Annotated in this window: 17 protein-coding genes and 1 tRNA gene; 17 read left to right on the forward strand and 1 reads right to left on the reverse strand. The window is 70.4% G+C overall.

The features are described from left to right. The first annotated feature begins 130 nt into the window (after positions 1 to 130). The 9 genes from R6U01_RS12020 (at position 131) to R6U01_RS12060 (ending at position 7,812) form a co-directional block, all read left to right on the forward strand. Positions 131 to 811 (forward strand): cyclase family protein, encoded by a 681-nt coding sequence (locus R6U01_RS12020; RefSeq protein WP_410286693.1) that lies wholly within the window; start codon positions 131 to 133, stop codon positions 809 to 811. An 81-nt stretch (positions 812 to 892) separates the two neighbouring features. Then, positions 893 to 1,174 (forward strand): 50S ribosomal protein L44e, encoded by a 282-nt coding sequence (locus R6U01_RS12025; protein ID WP_410286694.1) that lies wholly within the window; start codon positions 893 to 895, stop codon positions 1,172 to 1,174. A 2-nt stretch (positions 1,175 to 1,176) separates the two neighbouring features. After that, complete coding sequence (locus R6U01_RS12030) at positions 1,177 to 1,350, forward strand: 30S ribosomal protein S27e (protein ID WP_267663352.1); 174 nt, start codon at positions 1,177 to 1,179, stop codon at positions 1,348 to 1,350. An 18-nt stretch (positions 1,351 to 1,368) separates the two neighbouring features. After that, positions 1,369 to 2,169: a translation initiation factor IF-2 subunit alpha gene (locus tag R6U01_RS12035; protein WP_410286695.1), complete on the forward strand. Its 801-nt coding sequence runs from the start codon at positions 1,369 to 1,371 to the stop codon at positions 2,167 to 2,169. Between the two features lie 30 nt (positions 2,170 to 2,199). Continuing rightward, positions 2,200 to 2,385, forward strand: coding sequence for an RNA-protein complex protein Nop10 (locus R6U01_RS12040; protein ID WP_410286696.1), 186 nt, complete (start codon positions 2,200 to 2,202; stop codon positions 2,383 to 2,385). A gap of 80 nt (positions 2,386 to 2,465) precedes the next feature. After that, positions 2,466 to 3,218, forward strand: a complete 753-nt coding sequence (locus R6U01_RS12045; RefSeq protein ID WP_410286697.1) for a proteasome assembly chaperone family protein — start codon at positions 2,466 to 2,468, stop codon at positions 3,216 to 3,218. Positions 3,219 to 3,286: 68 nt separating this feature from the next. After that, positions 3,287 to 4,453 carry a thiolase domain-containing protein gene (locus tag R6U01_RS12050; protein ID WP_410286698.1) on the forward strand — a complete coding sequence of 389 codons (1,167 nt, stop codon included), beginning with the start codon at positions 3,287 to 3,289 and terminating at the stop codon, positions 4,451 to 4,453. Further along, positions 4,450 to 4,890 carry a Zn-ribbon domain-containing OB-fold protein gene (locus R6U01_RS12055; protein ID WP_410286699.1) on the forward strand — a complete coding sequence of 147 codons (441 nt, stop codon included), beginning with the start codon at positions 4,450 to 4,452 and terminating at the stop codon, positions 4,888 to 4,890. The genes R6U01_RS12050 and R6U01_RS12055 overlap by 4 nt, the downstream gene beginning before the upstream one ends. A 123-nt stretch (positions 4,891 to 5,013) precedes the next feature. Then, positions 5,014 to 7,812 (forward strand): PAS domain S-box protein, encoded by a 2,799-nt coding sequence (locus R6U01_RS12060; RefSeq protein ID WP_410286700.1) that lies wholly within the window; start codon positions 5,014 to 5,016, stop codon positions 7,810 to 7,812. Positions 7,813 to 7,899: 87 nt separating this feature from the next. Here R6U01_RS12060 and R6U01_RS12065 read toward each other — a convergent pair whose 3' ends face one another. Next, positions 7,900 to 8,667, reverse strand: a complete 768-nt coding sequence (locus R6U01_RS12065; protein ID WP_410286701.1) for a VOC family protein — start codon at positions 8,665 to 8,667, stop codon at positions 7,900 to 7,902. A gap of 223 nt (positions 8,668 to 8,890) precedes the next feature. On the opposite strand from R6U01_RS12065, the gene R6U01_RS12070 reads away from it, so the two are divergent. The 8 genes from R6U01_RS12070 (at position 8,891) to R6U01_RS12105 (ending at position 16,598) form a co-directional block, all read left to right on the forward strand. Next, positions 8,891 to 10,009, forward strand: coding sequence for a UbiA family prenyltransferase (locus R6U01_RS12070; protein ID WP_410286702.1), 1,119 nt, complete (start codon positions 8,891 to 8,893; stop codon positions 10,007 to 10,009). A 76-nt stretch (positions 10,010 to 10,085) separates the two neighbouring features. Beyond that, the gene (locus R6U01_RS12075; protein WP_410286703.1) at positions 10,086 to 11,840 is read left to right on the forward strand and encodes a histidine kinase N-terminal 7TM domain-containing protein; all 1,755 of its coding nucleotides are present in this window, start codon (positions 10,086 to 10,088) and stop codon (positions 11,838 to 11,840) included. A gap of 158 nt (positions 11,841 to 11,998) precedes the next feature. Further along, positions 11,999 to 12,430, forward strand: a complete 432-nt coding sequence (locus R6U01_RS12080) for an EamA family transporter (protein ID WP_410286704.1) — start codon at positions 11,999 to 12,001, stop codon at positions 12,428 to 12,430. A 110-nt stretch (positions 12,431 to 12,540) separates the two neighbouring features. After that, on the forward strand, positions 12,541 to 14,043 hold the full coding sequence (locus tag R6U01_RS12085; RefSeq protein WP_410286705.1) for an MATE family efflux transporter: 1,503 nt from the start codon (positions 12,541 to 12,543) through the stop codon (positions 14,041 to 14,043). A gap of 128 nt (positions 14,044 to 14,171) precedes the next feature. Beyond that, complete coding sequence (locus R6U01_RS12090) at positions 14,172 to 15,161, forward strand: class I SAM-dependent methyltransferase (RefSeq protein WP_410286706.1); 990 nt, start codon at positions 14,172 to 14,174, stop codon at positions 15,159 to 15,161. Positions 15,162 to 15,301: 140 nt separating this feature from the next. After that, a complete protein-coding gene (locus R6U01_RS12095; protein WP_410286707.1) occupies positions 15,302 to 15,523 on the forward strand; it encodes a hypothetical protein in 222 nt (73 codons plus the stop codon). Continuing rightward, positions 15,510 to 15,899 carry a peptide ABC transporter ATP-binding protein gene (locus R6U01_RS12100; RefSeq protein ID WP_410286708.1) on the forward strand — a complete coding sequence of 130 codons (390 nt, stop codon included), beginning with the start codon at positions 15,510 to 15,512 and terminating at the stop codon, positions 15,897 to 15,899. Before R6U01_RS12095 ends, R6U01_RS12100 begins: the two co-directional genes overlap by 14 nt. 626 nt (positions 15,900 to 16,525) lie before the next feature. Next, a tRNA-Thr gene (locus tag R6U01_RS12105) sits at positions 16,526 to 16,598 on the forward strand. The last annotated feature ends 178 nt before the right edge of the window (positions 16,599 to 16,776 follow it).

The raw sequence follows: 16,776 nt of genomic DNA on the forward strand, positions 1-16,776 counted from the left end.
CCGAACGGCGGCCGGAGGAAATACGTTCGGGCCCCGGAAGTCGGGGGCGGGCTTCGACGTCGCCGACGACGGTCGCCGGTCGCCGTCGATCGCCCCTCGTTTTAAGCGTCGCCACGCTCCATCGCGACGCGTGTTCCGCGACCTCTCCCGACCGATCGAGACGGGGATGCCGACGTATCCCGGCGACCCCGACGTGACGCTCGCGCCCGACGCGACCCACGAGACCGACGGTTTCGCGACGAGCGAACTCCGGACCGGCACCCACGCCGGGACCCACGTCGACGCGCCGCGCCACACGCTTCCGGACGGGGCGACGGTCGACGCGGTCGACCCCGGTCGGTTCGCGTTCGACGCACGCCTCGTCGACCTCCGGCCGCTGGAGCCGCGGGAGCCGATCACGGCGGAGGCGCTGTCGGAGGCGGTCGAGGAAGGGCCAAGTTCGGTCGACTCCGACGCCGACCTCCTCGTCTGCCGCACCGGCTGGGCGGCCCGCTGGGGGACCGAGCGGTACCGTGACCACCCCTACCTGACCGAGGCGGCCGCGGCGTGGTGTCGAACGCGGGGCGTCGGCGTCGGGATCGACGCGTTCGGACCGGACCCGACGCCGACCGCGGTCGACTCGCTCTCGGCCGACGACGAGCCGGACGGCACGCCCGCTCACGACGTCTTTTTAAATAACGACCTGCCGATCGTCGAGAACCTCTGTGACCTCGACGGCCTCCCGGCGCGGTTCCGGCTGTACGCGTTCCCGCTCCGCCTGCGGGACGGGGACGGGTCGCCGGTTCGGGCCGTCGCTGAGTGGGAGGCGTGAGAAACCGGCGATCGCCGGCCGGGAAACAGACCAAACCCGTTTTAAGCGTCGGCGACGAACCGCGACTCAAGGTCGATATCCATGGAGATGCCACGTCGTTTCAACACGTACTGTCCACACTGTGACGCGCACCACGAGCACGAGGTGGAGAAGGTTCGATCGGGTCGGGCGACCGGAATGAAGCGGGACGCGCGCCAGCGACGCCGCGCGCTCGCGACCATCGGCAACGCCGGCGGGTACTCGAAGGTCCCCGGTGGCGACAAGCCGACGAAGAAGACCCACCTGAAGTACCGCTGCAGCGACTGCGGCAAGGCCCACATGCGCGAGGGCTGGCGCGCCGGCCGGCTCACGTTCCAGGAGTGAGCATGGCGGGAGACTTCCACCGCGTCGCCTGCGGCGACTGCGAGAACGAACAGGTCGTCTTCGGCAAGGCCTCCTCCGTGGTGTCGTGCGCGGTCTGCGGCACGACGCTCGCGACCCCGACCGGCGGGGAGGCCGAGCTCCACGGCGAGATCGTCGAAACCGTTGAGGCGCGGTAACCGCCTCACCAACCCCGTATGAAGTACAGCGGCTGGCCCGAACCCGGCGAGTTGGTTGTCGGCGAGGTCGACGAGATCGCCGATTTCGGCGTGTTCGTCGACCTCGACGAGTACGAGGACAAGCGCGGCCTCTGTCACATCAGCGAGGTCGCCTCCGGCTGGATCAAGAACGTCCGCGACCACGTCCGCGAGGGACAGACGGTCGTCGCGAAGGTGCTGGAGGTCGACGAGTCGTCGAACCAGATCGACCTGTCGATCAAGGACGTCAACGAGCACCAGCGAAAGGACAAGATACAGGCCTGGAAGAACGCCCAGAAGGCCGATAACTGGATGCTCATCGCGCTGGGCGAGGACGTCGACGACGACCGCTACACCGAGGTCGCCAACGCGCTCCTCGTCGAGTACGACTCGCTGTACGACGCCTTCGAGTCGGCGGCGATAAGCGGGACGGAGGCCCTGGAGAGCGTCGACATCGACGAGGAGGCCCGCGAGGCGATCGTCGAGGCCGCCCGCGACAACGTCTCGGTGCCGTACGTCGACGTGACCGGCTACGTCGACCTCGAGTCCGCGGCCCCCGACGGCGTCGACGACGTGAAGGCGGCCTTAGAGGCCGCCGAGGGCAACGGCGAGATCCCGGACGGCGTCGACCTCGAGGTCGGCTACGTCGGCTCGCCCGAGTACCGGATCAAGGTCCGCGCGCCCGACTACAAGACGGCTGAGGACCAGCTGGAGGCCGCCGCGGCCCGGGCCCGCGAGGCGATCCAGAGCGCTGGCGGCGTCGGCGCGTTCCACCGCGATCGCCGCGAGGACGACGAGTAATCGGTCCGACGGACGCCACCCGCTTTTACCGTGAAATCAGATATCCGCGTCTGCGCGAACTGGGAGCGCGCTCACGACCGACCCGTGTACACGCTCGGCGACCGCTGTCCCGAGTGCGACGGGCCGACCGCGAACAGCGCGCCGGCCCCGTTCAGCCCCGAGGACCCCTACGGCGAGTACCGACGGCGCGCCCGCCGCCGGCGGGAGTCCGAGTAGCGTCCCGACGCCGACCGCGGCCCGTTCCCGGAGCGCCGGAATAGCCACCCTCTTGTGACCGCCGCCCGGACGGTTCCGTCATGGACGACATCGAGATCGACGAGGTGGCGACGCCGGAGCTCGACGACCCGGTGCTCATCGAGGGGCTCCCGGGTGTCGGCCACGTGGGGAAACTCGCGGCCGAGCACCTGTTAGAGGAGTTCGACGGCGAGCTCGTCCGGCGGGTGTACTCGACCGAGTTCCCGCCGCAGGTAGACGTCGGCGACGACGGGGTCGCGGCGCTGACCTGCGCCGAATTCCACGCGCTCGAGACCGACGGGGCCGACCTGATAGTGTTGACCGGTGACCACCAGGCCGGGTCGAACGCGGGGCATTACCGACTCACCACGACCTTCCTCGACGTCGCCGAGGAGTTCGGCGCGGAGCGCGCGTACGCGCTCGGCGGCGTCCCGACCGGCGAGCTCGTCGAGGAGTACACCGTGCTCGGCGCGGTCTCCGACGCCGACCTCGTCGACGAGCTGGAGGACGCCGACGTGGAGTTCCGGCCCAACGAACCGGCCGGCGGGATCGTCGGCGTCTCCGGGCTCGTCCTCGGTCTCGGTGGGCGTCGCGGCTTCGAGGCCGCCTGTCTGATGGGCGAGACGAGCGGCTACCTCGTCGACCCCAAGAGCGCCCGCGCGGTGCTCGAGGTGCTCGAAGCGGTGCTCGGGTTCTCCGTCGACTACGAGAGCCTGGAGGACCGGGCCGAGGAGATGGAGGAGGTCGTCGGGAAGATCCGCGAGATGCAGGACGGACCGGCGGTGCCGGACGACGACCTGCGGTACATCGGGTAGGCGCGGATTCGACCGGACGGACCGGGGTTTCCGGTAGCCATAAACCGAACCCCGATTATTCTTCATGTATGACAGACGTACGCGTCGCCGGGGTGGGGCTCACTCGCTTCGGGAGCCACGCTGACCGCGCGGGGCGCGACCTCTTCGCGACGGCCGCGGAGCGCGCGTTCGCGGACGCCGGCGTCCCGCGAGAGGACGTCGAGCAACTGAACTACGGGAACTTCATGGGCGCGCTCGCGGAGCATCAGGGTCACCAAGCCCCGCTGATGGCCGAGGCGGCGGGCGTGCACTGTCCCGCGACCCGGTACGAGTCGGCGTGCGCCTCCGCGGGCGTCGCGGTCCGGGAGGCCGTCCGCACCGTCGCCGCCGGCGACGCCGACGTCGTCCTCGCGGGCGGGATGGAGCGCATGACGAACCTGCCGACCGCCGAGGTGACGGAGGGGCTCGCGATGGCGGCCGACGACCTGTTCGAGGTCCGGTCAGGCGTCACCTTCCCCGGTGCGTACGCGCTGATGGCGACCGCCTACTTCGACGCGTACGGCGGGACCCGCCGGGACCTGGCCCACGTCGCGTCGAAGAACCACGAGAACGCGCTCCCGAACGAGTACGCGCAGTTTCGCCGAGAGGTGTCCGTCGACGAGGCGATGGACGCGCCGCCGGTGGCCGAGCCGCTCCACCTCTACGACGCCTGTCCGATCACCGACGGCGCGAGCGCGCTGGTGATCGTCTCCGAGTCGTACGCCGCCGAACACGACGTGGACGCGCCCGTCGCCGTGACGGGGACCGGCCAAGGGACCGACCGAATGGCGCTCGGCGACCGCGAGCACCTCGCGCGCACCCCGGCGGCCGACGACGCCGCCGAGGCGGCCTACGCGGCCGCCGGCGTCGGGCCGGACGACGTTGACGTCGCGGAGGTCCACGACTGTTTCACCATCGCCGAGGTGCTCGCGCTGGAGTCGCTCGGACTCTTCGAGGTCGGCGAGGGGATCGGCGCCGCTCGGGAGGGGAGCACGACCGCCGACGGCGACCTCCCGGTGAACCTCTCGGGCGGCCTGAAGGCGAAGGGACACCCGGTCGGCGCGACCGGCGGCTCGCAGATCGCCGAGCTGACGCGGCTGCTCCGCGGCGACCACCCCAACAGCGAGCACGTCGCCGACGCCGAGGTGGGCGTCGCGCACAACGCGGGCGGCACCGTCGCCAGCGCGGTCGTTCACGTGCTGGAGGTGGCGGAATGACCGACGACGGCGCGGGCGGTGACGCGGCCGCGAGCACGCCGACGCCGGTCACCGACGCCGACTACGAGGAGTGGCTCGACGCGCTCGACGCGGGCGAGGGGTACGCGCTCGTCTGCCCGGACGGCCACGGGTCGCTCCCCCCGCGCCGGGTGTGCCCGGAGTGCGGGTCGTCCGCGCTCTCGCGGGACCCGCTCGCGGAGACCGGGCGGGTCGAGACGTTCAGCGTCGTCCACGTCCCCTCGCCGCGGTTCGCCGACGACGCCCCGTACGTCACCGCGGTCGTCGACCTCGGGCCGGTCCGGACGACGGGCGTCGTGCGCGGCGTCGACCCCGAGAGCGACGACCTCGCGGTCGGGCTGGCGGTCGACGTCGGCGTCGGGGAACGGGCGACCGACGGGGAGCCGCTGGTCGTGTTCCGGCCGACCGACGGCGCGTAGGGCCCGAACGCCCCTCGCGGTACCGTCGGCCAACGCGATCCGCGTCGGTTCGCCGGACCACGCGATCCGCGTTTCTACCGCCCGACACAATGGTTATACGGTCGGTGCCAGTAGTCGGCTCCAATGAGCGACCGGATCCGCGTCCTCCACGTCGACGACGACCCCGATCTCGCAGAGGTGACGGGGACGTTCCTCGAACGAGCGGACGACCGGATCACGGTCGAGACCGCCCGGGAGGCGACGGCCGGACTGGAGCGGCTCGACGCGGGTGGGATCGACTGCGTCGTCTCCGACCACGACATGCCCGGACCGAACGGGATCGAGTTCCTGAACCGCGTCCGGGAGCGCGACCCCGATCTCCCGTTCATCCTCTACACCGGCAAGGGGTCCGAGACGGTGGCCAGCGAGGCGATCTCCGCCGGGGTGACGGACTACCTCCAGAAGAGCGGCGGGACCGAGCAGTACGAGATCCTCGCGAACCGGATCGTCGACGCCGTGATGAAACGCCGCGCCGAGCGCGAGGCGGAGCAGACCCGGACCCACCTGCGGGCGATCACCGACAACTCGATGGACGCGATCGTCACCGTCGACGACGACGGCACGGTCCGCTTCGCGAACCCGGCGGTCGAGCGCCTGTTCGGCTACGAACCGACGGCGCTCGAGGGCGAACCGCTGTCGACGCTGCTGGCGGCGGAGCGCGCGGCGGACCCCCACGAGGCGCTCGACCGGTACCGGTCAGCCGACGGCCAGACGGTGGACTGGACGGCCGTCGAGGTCCCGGGGCGACACCGCGACGGTCACGGGGTCCCGCTGTCGATCTCCTTCGGGGAGTTCACGGAGGACGGCGAGCGCCGGTTTGTGGGGATCGTCCGGGACGTGACGGAGCGCGAGCGACACCGCGCGTTCCTCGAGCGGTCGAACGACATCGTCTCGGTGCTCGACGCGGGCGGAACGTTCCAGTACGCGAGTCCGTCCGTCGAGACGATCCTCGACTTCGAGCCGGCGGACCTCATCGGCGACGACGCCTTCGCGTACGTTCACCCGGGAGACCGCGACCGCGTCCTGGAGGCGTTCCGAGAGTCGATCGCCGGCGAGGAGCCGAACCCGAGGGTCGAGTACCGGCTGGAGCGCGCCGACGGCGAGTACCTGTGGGTGGAGTCGGTCGGGAGCAACCGGCTCGACGAGTGCGGGATCGACGGCTACGTCGTCAACACGCGGGACGTTTCCGACCGGAAGCGGCGCGAGGAGAAGCTGGCCCGGCTCCGCGAGTGGACGCAGGACCTCAACTACGCCCGGACCACCGACGAGACGACACAGCTGGCGGTCGACGCCGCGTCCGGGGTCGTCGGCGCGGGCCTGAGCGGCGTCCACCTGCTCAACGACGCGGGGGACGCGCTCGAGCCGGCCGCGCTCGCGGACTCCGTTCCCACGTTCTTCGAGGAGCAGCCCTCGTACGACCGGGACGCCCCGCCGGGGACGCGATCGGCGCTGGCGTGGGAGGCGTACCGGGGCGACGAGCCGATCGCCGTCGACGAGCTCTCGGCGTTCGATCGGCTCGACGAGGAGACGCCGGCGGAGAGCCTCGTGCTCCACCCGATCGGCGACCACGGGCTGTTCGTCATCTCCGCGTCGACGGCGCGGGCGTTCACCGAGACCGACGTCCTCATCGCGGAAATCCTGGCGAACCACCTGAAGACCGCCCTCGACCGCGTCGACCGAGAGACCAGCCTCGAACGGCTCCACGACGCGACGCGGGGCCTGATCCGCGCGGATTCCAGGGAGTCGATCGCGGAGCGGATCGTGGAGGCGGCGTCCGAGGTGCTCGGCTTCTCGATGACCACCGTCCGGCTCTACGACGAGGCGGCGGGCGGGCTGAGTCCCGTCAGCGTCTCGCCGGCCGTCGAAGCGACGCTCCCCGAGCGCGACGTGTTCACGCCCGAGGGCGGGAGCCTCAACTGGGCCGCCTACGAGGCGGGCGAGGTCCGCGTGCACGACGACATCGAGACCGTCGGGGCCGTCGACGCGGGGACGGGACTCAGGAGCCTCATGGTCCTTCCGGTCGGCGAGTTCGGGACGATATCGATCGGCGAGACGGAGCCGGGGGTGTTCGACGGCACCGACGAGTTCCTCGCGCGGATCCTCGCGACCACGGCGGAGACGGCGTTCCAGTCCGAGGCGCGGACGGAACGGCTCCACCGGCGGAGCATCGAGCTGGAGCGTCAGAACGACCGCCTCGAGGAGTTCGCGAGCGTGGTCTCACACGACCTCCGGAACCCGCTCAACGTGGCGCAGGGGCGGGTCGATCTGGCCCGCCGGGAGTCCGACTCCGCGCACCTCGAGGCCGCGGCGCGAGCCCACGAGCGGATGGACACCCTGATCGGCGATCTGCTCGCGCTCGCTCGCGAGGGAGAGCGCGTCAGCGAGACGCGACCGGTCGATCTCGCGTCGATCGTCGAGGCCTGCTGGCTGAACGTCGACACCGCTGACGCGACGCTCACCGTCGACGCCGACCTGACGCTGCGGGCCGACGAGAGCCGGCTCCAGCAGCTGATCGAGAACCTGGTGCGCAACAGCGTGGAACACTGTTCCCCGGGGAGCCGGGCGGAGCCCGGCGACGCCGTCGAACACGGCGGCGAGGGCGTCGCCGTCGCGGTCGGGACGCTGGACGACGACGTCGGGTTCTTCGTCGCGGACGACGGACCCGGAATCGACCCCGACGAGCGCGCCGACGTGTTCGACGCCGGCTACTCGACGACGCAGACGGGAACGGGGTTCGGACTCCGGATCGTTCGACAGGTGGCGACCGCCCACGGCTGGGAGGTTCGGGTGACCGACGACGCCGCGCTCGGCGGCGCGCGGTTCGAGGTGAGCGGGGTCGATGCCGTGGAACGGCCCGTCGAGAAGTGGTCCGTCGAGGAGTGATCGGCGTCGGCGGTATGCGGCGGCTACTCGAACGGCGAGCGGCTTCAGGCAGCGATTGAGTGAAAAGGGAGCCCGGAGCGACGGGGCCTACTCGCGGACGAGCAGTTCGATCTCGTGGCCGTCCTGATCCTTCGTGAACGCGTAGTTGTGGTCGCACGACTCGGGGTCGCGGTAGTCGGGGGCTTCGCGGGTCATCAGCGTCTCCCACGCGTCGTCGAGGTCGTCGACGCGGACGCAGAGGTGACCCCAGCCGTCGCCCATCGTGTACTCGCGGCCGTCGTAGTTGTACGTGATCTCCAGCTTCATCGCCTCCTTCGGGGCGTCCTCGGGGGCCATGAAGTAGTTCGCGAAGGTGTCGGCCTCCCACCGGCCGCGCGCCTCGGCGTACTCGAACTTGCGGGTCCAGTAGCCGAGCGCCTCGTCGGCGTCCTCGACGCGGATCATCGTGTGGTCGATGCTCCACTTCTCGCCGTAGTCGCGCTTGACGATCTCGACCTCGTGGCCGTCCGGGTCCTTCACGAACGCGTAGCGGTTGCCACAGGACTCGGGGTCGCGGTAGTCCTCGACGCCCTCGTCCATCAGCTGGTCGTACGACTCCTGGAGGGCGTCCTCGGGGACGCGCACGGCGATGTGGCCCCACGCGTCGCCGATCTCGTAGGTGTGGTCGCCGTGGTTGTAGGTGATCTCCAAGAGCGCGCCGTCCTCGTGGACGCCCTCGGGGCCGAGGTAGACGTTGGTGAACGTGTCGGCCTCCCAGCGGCCCTTCTCCTCGTAGTTCAGGTGTGTCTGGTACCAGTCGAGGCTCTCCTCTAAGTCCTCGACGCGGATCATCACGTGGTCGAAGGTTCCGTCCATACCCGACGCATCGGCCGCTCGCCCCAAAAGCGTACTGAAGGGGGCACGGCGACTCCGACCGCCGCCCGGACTGCGGCGGGCCGGTCCGGACGAGACCGAACGGTACATAATAAAACACCTCCTACTATCAGTTTATTTATCTATTTTACTGTGTATAAATAGGTTCGCGGGGTCGAGTGTAGGTGGCGGGCGCCACCGACAGCCGGGGTGCCGGCCGCGAACTATGCCAGACAAGACAGATCCGCCGTCGGAATTCGCCGACGGCACCGACTCGCAGAATCGCTCCGTACCCTTCGCATCCGAGACACCGCCGCGCGCGTCTACGACGTCCGCATCACCGCGTCGGGAGGCCACGGCCCCGTCGGACTCGACCCCGTCCCCGGCAGAAACGACCGCCGACCCCGCGCGCCTCCTCGGCGCGTTCGCGTGGGGGGCCCCGTTCATCGCGCTGGTCGCGGCCGTCGAGACGCTCGTCGCGACCGTCCTGCTGGGCGTCCAACTGACGGTCGCCCCGCTCGTGGTCGCGCTCGTCACCTTCGCGGTGTACGGCGTCGACCACGTCGCCGACGCGGACGCGGACGCCGCCTCGACGCCGCATCGAGCGCTGCTCGCCCGGCGCTACGGCGACCAGCTGATGACGGGCGCCGCGCTCGCCTACGGGCTGGCGATCGCCCTCGCGGTGACTGGCGGCCCGCTGGCGCTCGCGCTCACGCTCCTTCCCGGCGCGTTCTGGGTCGTGTACGCCTCCGACTGGATACCCAACCTGGGGCGGGCGGTCGGCGCCGCCCTCGCGGCCCACGTCCCCCGTACCCGGCTCACGCTCGGGGTCGGCACGAGCACGACCGACGGCGGACATCGCCGCGTTCCGCGGTTGAAGGACGTCCTCGTCGTCAACTCGATCGTCGTCGCGATCGGGTGGGCGACCGCCCTCACCTTCCTTCCGGTGGTCTTCGCCGGGGAGACGGCGGGGCCGGTCGTGGCCGTCGTCTTCGCGTACTTCCTGCTCCGCTCGTTCGTCGACGCGGAGCTCCCGAACGTCCGAGACGTCGAGGCCGACGCGGCGGTCGGCGTCGCGACGCTCCCCGTCGTGGTCGGCGTCGACCGGACCCGCTGGGTGCTGTACGGCGTCGACCTCCTCGTGGCGGGCGTCGTGACGGCCGGGGCCGTCGCGGGCCTCCTCGCGTGGCCGCTCGTCGGAGCACTGGGTCTGGGCCTCGCGGCGTCCATTTGCGTGACCGCTCTCGCCGGACGGGTCGAGGACCCGGCGCTGCTCGGCGTGGCGCCCGACTGCAGTTACCTCCTCGTCGGCGTCGCGGTCGCGGGGGTGCACCTGATCGGCTGACCGACTCCCGTTTCGGCTCGGGAGTGTCGGCTCGGGGAAACAAACTGGTTTATATCTCCTTTGTGTGTAATTTAGCGTGATCGGGCTGAGTCCGCTCTCCGTCGCGCTCCTCGCCGCGGTCGTGACCGGCACGTCCGCGGCGATCCTCGCGTGGCGAGAGCGCCCCGACGCGGGCGCCACGTGGCTCGCGTTACTGCTCGTCGGGCAGGTCTGGTGGACCGCCTTCCTCGTCTTCGAACTCGAGGCGTCGACGCTCGACGCGAAGGCGCTCTGGTACGACGTCCAGTGGATAGGGGTGGTGGTGGTGCCGGTGGGGTGGGTGTTTTTCGCGCTGGAGTACACGGGTCGAGACCAGTACGTGAGGCCGGGCGTCGTGGCGGCGGCCTGCGTCGCACCGGCTACGACCGTGCTCCTGGTCGCCACCGGCGATCCGATGGGACTCATCACGAGCGACCGCGCGGTCGCGGACACCGCGGTCGGGTCGTTCCTCCGCGTCGCCCCCGGCCCGTGGTACTACGTCATCGCCGGCTACACCTACCTGCTGGGACTGATCGGGTCGGTCCCGATCCTCCAACTGGTCCGCGACGACGCCCGTCCGTTCCGCGGGCAGAGCGCGGCGCTGGTCGTGGGCACCGCGGCGCCGTGGGTCAGCAGCCTCGTCTACCTCTCCGGAGCGATTCCCGTGCCCGGCCTCGACCCCACGCCCCTCGCCTTCGCGGTCTCCGGAGTCGCGTACCTCCTCGCGCTCACGCGGTTCCGGTTGCTCACGCTCACGCCGGCGCCGCGGCGGCGGGCGCGCCAGCTCGTGTTCGAACAGCTCCACGATCCCGTCTTCGTCGTCGGCACCGAGGGGTACGTGCTCGACTTGAACCGGTTTGCCGCCGACATCTTCGAGGTCGACCGACGGACGGCGGTCGGCGAAGCGGCGGCGGCGGTCGTCCCCCGCTACGACGCGCTCGCCGGCAGACGAGGCGAGGTGGGGCCGCTCTCGATCGTGGGCCGGAACGGCCGGCGGCCGTACGAGGTCACCGTGCGACGCGTGACCGACGACCACGGCCGGGCGGTCGGCCGCCTCGTCGTCTACCACGACGTGGGCGAGTACCTCGGCCAGCAGCAGCGGTTGAACGTCCTCAACAGGGTGTTCCGCCACGACATCCGGACGGAGACGAACCTGATTCAGGGGTACGCCGACCGGCTGGCGGCCGTTCCGAGCGACGAGCGAGCGCTGAAGGTCGTCAAAGAGAGCGCCGCGCGTATCCACGAGCTCAGCGAGCAGACGCGGGCCGCGAGCGAGCTGTTCGACCCGCTTTCAGAGCCCGAGCCGCCGGTCCCCCTCCCCGAGCTCGTCGAGGAGACCGCCGCGGAGATCCGCGCCGAGTGGCCGCGCGCCGAGGTGACGGTCGACGACGACATCCCGGCTGTGGACGTGCCGGCGACCCTCCGAGCCGTCGTGGCGAACCTCTGTTCGAACGCGGTCCAACACAACGACGCGGACCGGCCGTCCGTGTGGATCGAGGCCGACGTCGCGACCGAGGGCGGTTGGGTCGACCTCTCGGTGGCCGACGACGGCCCGGGAATCGATCCGACGGAACACGAGGTCCTGTCGCAGGGCGTGGAGACGCCGCTGGAACACGCCAGCGGGATCGGCCTGTGGATAGTGAAGTGGGGGACCGACCAGATCGGCGGCAGCGTCTCCTTCGCGGAGCGGAAGCCTCGCGGAACGGTCGTCACGGTGTCTCTTCCCCTGAGCGACGAGGCGCACGCCAACGAAGCCGGCGCAAAGCGAGCCGGGACAGCCGTCTCGGGACCGCCGAAGAGCAGGGGTCGGTAGGCACCGACTTCCCTCGACGGACCGGTCGGATGGCGCCGACTTCCCTCGACGGACCGGTCGGTAGGCACCGACTTCCCTCGACGGACCGGTCGGATGGCACCGACTTCCCCCGACCGACCGGTCGGTAGGCACTAGTTCGGCCCGGCCGACCGGCCGGTATGGACGCCACATATCTCCCCTACGCACTCCTCGCGATGGGCGCGTACGCGCTCGTCTCCCCGCTGATGCGGGTCGCGACCACGGGGCCAGACGCGGTCCCGAGCGACGTCGCCGTCGTCGTCTCCAACACGCTTCTCATCGCCATGGCCGTCGGCGTGCTCGCGTACACCGGCCAGGGGTTCGCCGTCCACCTTGAGTCCCCGAAGATCCTCCACGTGCTCGCCGCCGGCGTCTTCCTCGGGATCGGCATCCTCGCGCTGTATCGCTCGCTCGCGCTGGGGCCGGTGAGCGTCGTGACTCCGATCTTCGCGATGTTCCTCGTGTTCTCGTCGGTGATCGGCTTCCTCTTTTTAGGGGAGTCGTTCACCGCTCGCAAGGCGCTCGGGATCGTCCTCGCCGCCGCGTCGGTATACCTCGTGTCGGGTGCCTGAGAACTTCCGTCGATCGCACGACTCTGGGCGGTTCGCGGTCGGGTGATCCGGAAACGCCCGCCGCGTGACGAAATCCCTTTAGCGCCGACGGAAAAAGGAGGATACTCGTAGTGTCTCGTCTGCCGAACCCCTTCCGCGCGCTGATCTTATACATCGGCTTCGCCCTCGCGAGGGCGGGACTGATCGACCGCCACCGCGTGGTCCGGACGACGGACCTCGCGTGGCCGCGGATCGTCACGGGGATCGCCCGGATGTCGAAGAACGCCGTCGACGTGGCGCTCGTCGGCGTCGCCGTCGGCACCAGCGCGGTCGCCGGCGTCGGGTTCGCCGGGCCGTACTGGGGGCTCTCGTTCGCCATCGGCGGCGGCGTCGCCGGCGGCACCATCGCGTTGGTCTCCCAGCGATACGGCGCGGAGGCGTACGCGGAACTCGGCGACGCCGTCCGGGCGAGCGTCCTCCTCGTCGTGGTCGTCACGATTCCGGTGTCGGCCGCGTTCTGGACGTTCTCGGTCGCCCTCATCGACGTGTTGAGCAGCAACGACCGGGCGATCGCGCTCGGGGCGGCGTACCTCCGCGTCGTCGGACTCGGCGTCCCGTTCGCCGCCCTCAACCTCGTCGGGAGCCGCGTGTTGGTCGGGTGCGACGACGCGTATACCGCGATGCAGGTGCGAGCGGGCGGCGCGCTCGCGAACATCGTCCTCAGTGCGCTGTTCATCTTCGGACTCGGCCTGGGCGTGGAGGGGGCCGCGTACGGGACCGTCCTCTCGAACGTCGTCGTCACAGCCGCGTTCGCCGGCGGCCTCGTGCGTGGACGGCTCCCCGGCCTCGGCGAGTTCCCCATCGCCATCGACCCGTTCGGCTCGTACCTGAACCCGGGGATGCTCCGCGACCTCGTCGAGATCGGCCTGCCGGTGGGAGCGCGGAATCTCGTGTGGACGGTCGCGGAGTTCCCGATGCTCTCCATCCTGGACGTGTTCGGGGAGAACACCGTCGCCGGGTTCGTCATCGCCCGCCGCATCTGGGGGCTCATGAACACGCCCGGCTGGGGGTTCGGCCTCGCCTCCTCGAGCCTTGTCGGACAGACGCTCGGCGGCGAAGACCCGGTCGAGGCGGAGGCGTACGCCCGCGACATCATTCGCTTTTCGGTGGCGACGTACGCCGTCTCCGCCGCGCTGATCGCCCTCTTCGCGACCGACATCGTGGTGCTGTTCGCGGAGGGCCCGGAGAGCCCCGAGGTCCCCATCGCCGTGAACCTCGTGTACGCGGCCTGCGTCGCCGTCGTGTTCCAGGGCGTCTCCGGCGGGGCGGCGGGGCCGCTCGACGCGGCCGGCGACACCAAGGTCCCCTTCGCGAGCCAGTTCCTCGGGATGTTCTGCGTCTCGATCCCGCTCGCGTACGTCGGCGCCAACGACGCGACGCCCGCGATCGACGTGCCGCTGACCGGGTTCACGATCCCGGAGATCGCGCTCCCCGCCATCGGGCTGTGGGGCCTGTACTTGGCGTTCCTCGCGGAGACGACGATCCCCGCCGCGATCAACTACTGGCGGTTCCGCTCCGGGAAGTGGAAGGGCATAAGCGAGGCGTACCGGCCGGAAGCGCCCGCGGACGACTGAGACGGGTGCCGCGAGCCCACCGCGACGACGGTGGCGGCGCCACGAGCCCGCCGCGACGACGGCGTCGGCGCCGCGCGCCGACGGTCGAAAGCGTCAGCGTTTATGGCTCGCTCCGCGTTTCCGCGATAATGAGCGTTCCCTGCGTCGCGGTCGAGCGCGAGCGCGGCGAGGCCGTCCGCGAACGCCTCGCCGACGCCGACGCCCTCGACGGCGACCACGAGATCGCGGTCGACGGCGACACGATCTACATCCCGGTCGTCGACCCCGAGGCAGTCCCCGCCGACCTCGGCGCGGCGATCGTCGAGTGCGACGCCGCCGAGCGCGACCGCCCGCGGACGCCGGGCGAGATCCTCGGGTACGAGCCCTCACTGGAGCGGCTCGGCGACATCGTCATCGTCGACGAGGACGACGACGAGCGGGCCCGCGAGATCGCCGACGCGGTGATGGCCTCCGACGTGCCCTGCGAGACGGTGCTCAACCGCGCGTCGCCCATTGAGGGCGAGCTCCGCGTCCGACGGTGGGACGTGCTGGCCGGAGACGGCACGGAGACGGTCCACCGCGAGTACGGCCACGAGTTCCTGCTTGACGTCGCCGACGTGTACTTCTCGCCGCGGCTCGCCACCGAGCGCCACCGCGTGATCGAGCAGGTCGAGCCGGGCGAGACCGTGATCGACATGTTCGCCGGCGTCGGCCCCTACGCGGTCCCGATGGCGACCCGCGGCGCCGACGTCGTCGCCTGCGATCTCAACGAGCGCGCCGTCGCGTACCTCCGCCAGAACGCCGCCCGGAACGGGGTGTCCGACCGGGTGACCGCGATCGCGGGAGACGTGCGGGAGATCGCTAACGAGTACGCCGACGCGGCCGACCGCCTCGTGATGAACCTCCCGCACTCCGCCGACGCGTTCCTCGACACGGCGATCGCGCTGGCCGGCGACGAGTGCGTGCTCCACTACTACGACATCCAACACGAGGACGACCCGTTCGGTCCCGGGAGGCGGGCGATCCGCGCCGCCGCGGGCGACGCGTACGAGGTCGTCGTCGAGACCGAGCGCGTCGTCAGGTCGTACGCGCCCCACGAGTACAACGTCTGTCTCGACGTCAGGCTGACGCGGGCCTGAGCCGCGACCGGGTCGATCCGCGATCCCTCGATTCGTGCGACGGTTCGGACCCTCCGTCCCGCGGCTCGCCCGGCGGACCGTCCCGCCAGTGGTTTCGATCAAGTGACAGTTTTATGCTGCTGTGGCTCGTGGTGTCACCTATGAGCGACACAGTCGACCCGGAGGAGCGCATCGACGAGACGACGACCTGGCCCGACCTCGCCATCGGGCTCTACGACAGGCTGACCGGCCGAAACGCGGAGATCATCTACGAGTTCGAAGACATGTCGGTCGACGTCCCGAGCGGCACCGGCGACGACGTCGAACACGCCAGCTGGCGGCTCGACGGTACCGTTCGGATCACGACGCGTGAACGGGACTGACGCGAGAGCGCCGTTCTCGGTCGTCACGGAGGACCTGACGCTCACCGTCGACGGCGTGGACCTCGACGTCCGCTCGACTGGTGACCGCCTGTTCGTCGAGGTGGCGACCGTCCGCGACGCCGTCCGCGTCGCTCGGGGTCTGCCGAGCGACAGCGACCCCGGCGGTCCGGCCGCGCTGCTGACCGCGACGGACCTCACCACGGAGATACGAGTCCGCGGTCGGACGGTCGCCGTCATCGGCGCCGACGCCCGGCCAGGGCTCATCTCCCGGGAACTCGGCGTCGCGCCGGCGGAGGTACGCCTCGCCGGCGCGCTCGGGGCCGGAGTGAGCGGACTCTCGGCAGTCGCGAGCGCACCGAAGCGCCTTTTGCGGTAGCGTCTCGGTCGCGACGATCCACCGGACGAGCGCCGCCGCTCGCCGGGTGGACCTCCCGCCGGCGAGTGCCGACGGGATCGGACGTGCGGACTAACAGAGTGAACGCCGTCCGACCCGGAACGCACGGGTCGGGGCGGCACGGCCCGTCACATGACAAGAGCCCAGGGCCGTCGGTTGCGTGGGGCCAGAGGCGAGTTCGCGCTTGGCACGTCGGGAACGTGGACCATGACAGCCGTGGTGGAACGCTGAGGGTGGTGACCGCCGCGTCGGATCGCCGTGGGGTGTGCGACCGACTGGACGACCGGCGCCCGGCACGGGCCTCGACCGGGCACGCACCGTCGAGGGGGTCGATCCCCGCTATCGTGGTAGACGATCGGTGCGACCACACCCAAGTGGAAGCTCGAACGAGTATTTATGTTTTTTCCTTATATACCTGTGATCCTATCCGAGAAAACGTATGGAGTAGGCGACATTAACTGAGATTCTAATAGATAAGCAAGATCAGTCCGAGGTGCGCTCGTCCGGAGGAACCGTCAGTGAGGTCCGGACGCAGCCGCGCGCGTTCGCCCCCGCGCCGTCGTCGTTTCGGAACCCTTATTTTGCCGTTCGGGAATTGTTAGACGCGCGCCGGAGTAGCTCAGCTGGCAGAGCGATTCCTTCGTAAGGAATAGGTCGAGGGTTCAAATCCCTCCTCCGGCTCTTCTGTTGTCACGACTCTTTCGCGGATCAGACGCGGTTTTCGACGAACCCTGAGCGGGTTCCGAACCGGGCGTGAACCGATCGTGACACCGCGAACGGCCGGCGACTCAGATCCGTCGCTCGGCGATCCGCGCCGTCACGACGCCCGCGGCGACGAGCAGCACGCCGACGAGACCGT

This window comes from Halorubrum sp. (genome assembly GCF_046498025.1).
Taxonomy (GTDB): Archaea; Halobacteriota; Halobacteria; order Halobacteriales; family Haloferacaceae; genus Halorubrum.

Bases quoted from the DNA above. Each gene is read 5' to 3' on its own strand.
- R6U01_RS12055 (WP_410286699.1), top strand. From the start codon at position 4,450: ATGACCGACGACGGCGCGGGCGGTGACGCGGCCGCGAGCACGCCGACG.
- R6U01_RS12095 (WP_410286707.1), top strand. From the start codon at position 15,302: ATGAGCGACACAGTCGACCCGGAGGAGCGCATCGACGAGACGACGACC.
- R6U01_RS12045 (WP_410286697.1), top strand. From the start codon at position 2,466: ATGGACGACATCGAGATCGACGAGGTGGCGACGCCGGAGCTCGACGAC.
- R6U01_RS12090 (WP_410286706.1), top strand. From the start codon at position 14,172: ATGAGCGTTCCCTGCGTCGCGGTCGAGCGCGAGCGCGGCGAGGCCGTC.
- R6U01_RS12025 (WP_410286694.1), top strand. From the start codon at position 893: ATGGAGATGCCACGTCGTTTCAACACGTACTGTCCACACTGTGACGCG.
- R6U01_RS12070 (WP_410286702.1), top strand. From the start codon at position 8,891: ATGCCAGACAAGACAGATCCGCCGTCGGAATTCGCCGACGGCACCGAC.
- R6U01_RS12050 (WP_410286698.1), top strand. From the start codon at position 3,287: ATGACAGACGTACGCGTCGCCGGGGTGGGGCTCACTCGCTTCGGGAGC.
- R6U01_RS12060 (WP_410286700.1), top strand. From the start codon at position 5,014: ATGAGCGACCGGATCCGCGTCCTCCACGTCGACGACGACCCCGATCTC.
- R6U01_RS12030 (WP_267663352.1), top strand. From the start codon at position 1,177: ATGGCGGGAGACTTCCACCGCGTCGCCTGCGGCGACTGCGAGAACGAA.
- R6U01_RS12065 (WP_410286701.1), bottom strand. From the start codon at position 8,667: ATGGACGGAACCTTCGACCACGTGATGATCCGCGTCGAGGACTTAGAG.
- R6U01_RS12080 (WP_410286704.1), top strand. From the start codon at position 11,999: ATGGACGCCACATATCTCCCCTACGCACTCCTCGCGATGGGCGCGTAC.
- R6U01_RS12035 (WP_410286695.1), top strand. From the start codon at position 1,369: ATGAAGTACAGCGGCTGGCCCGAACCCGGCGAGTTGGTTGTCGGCGAG.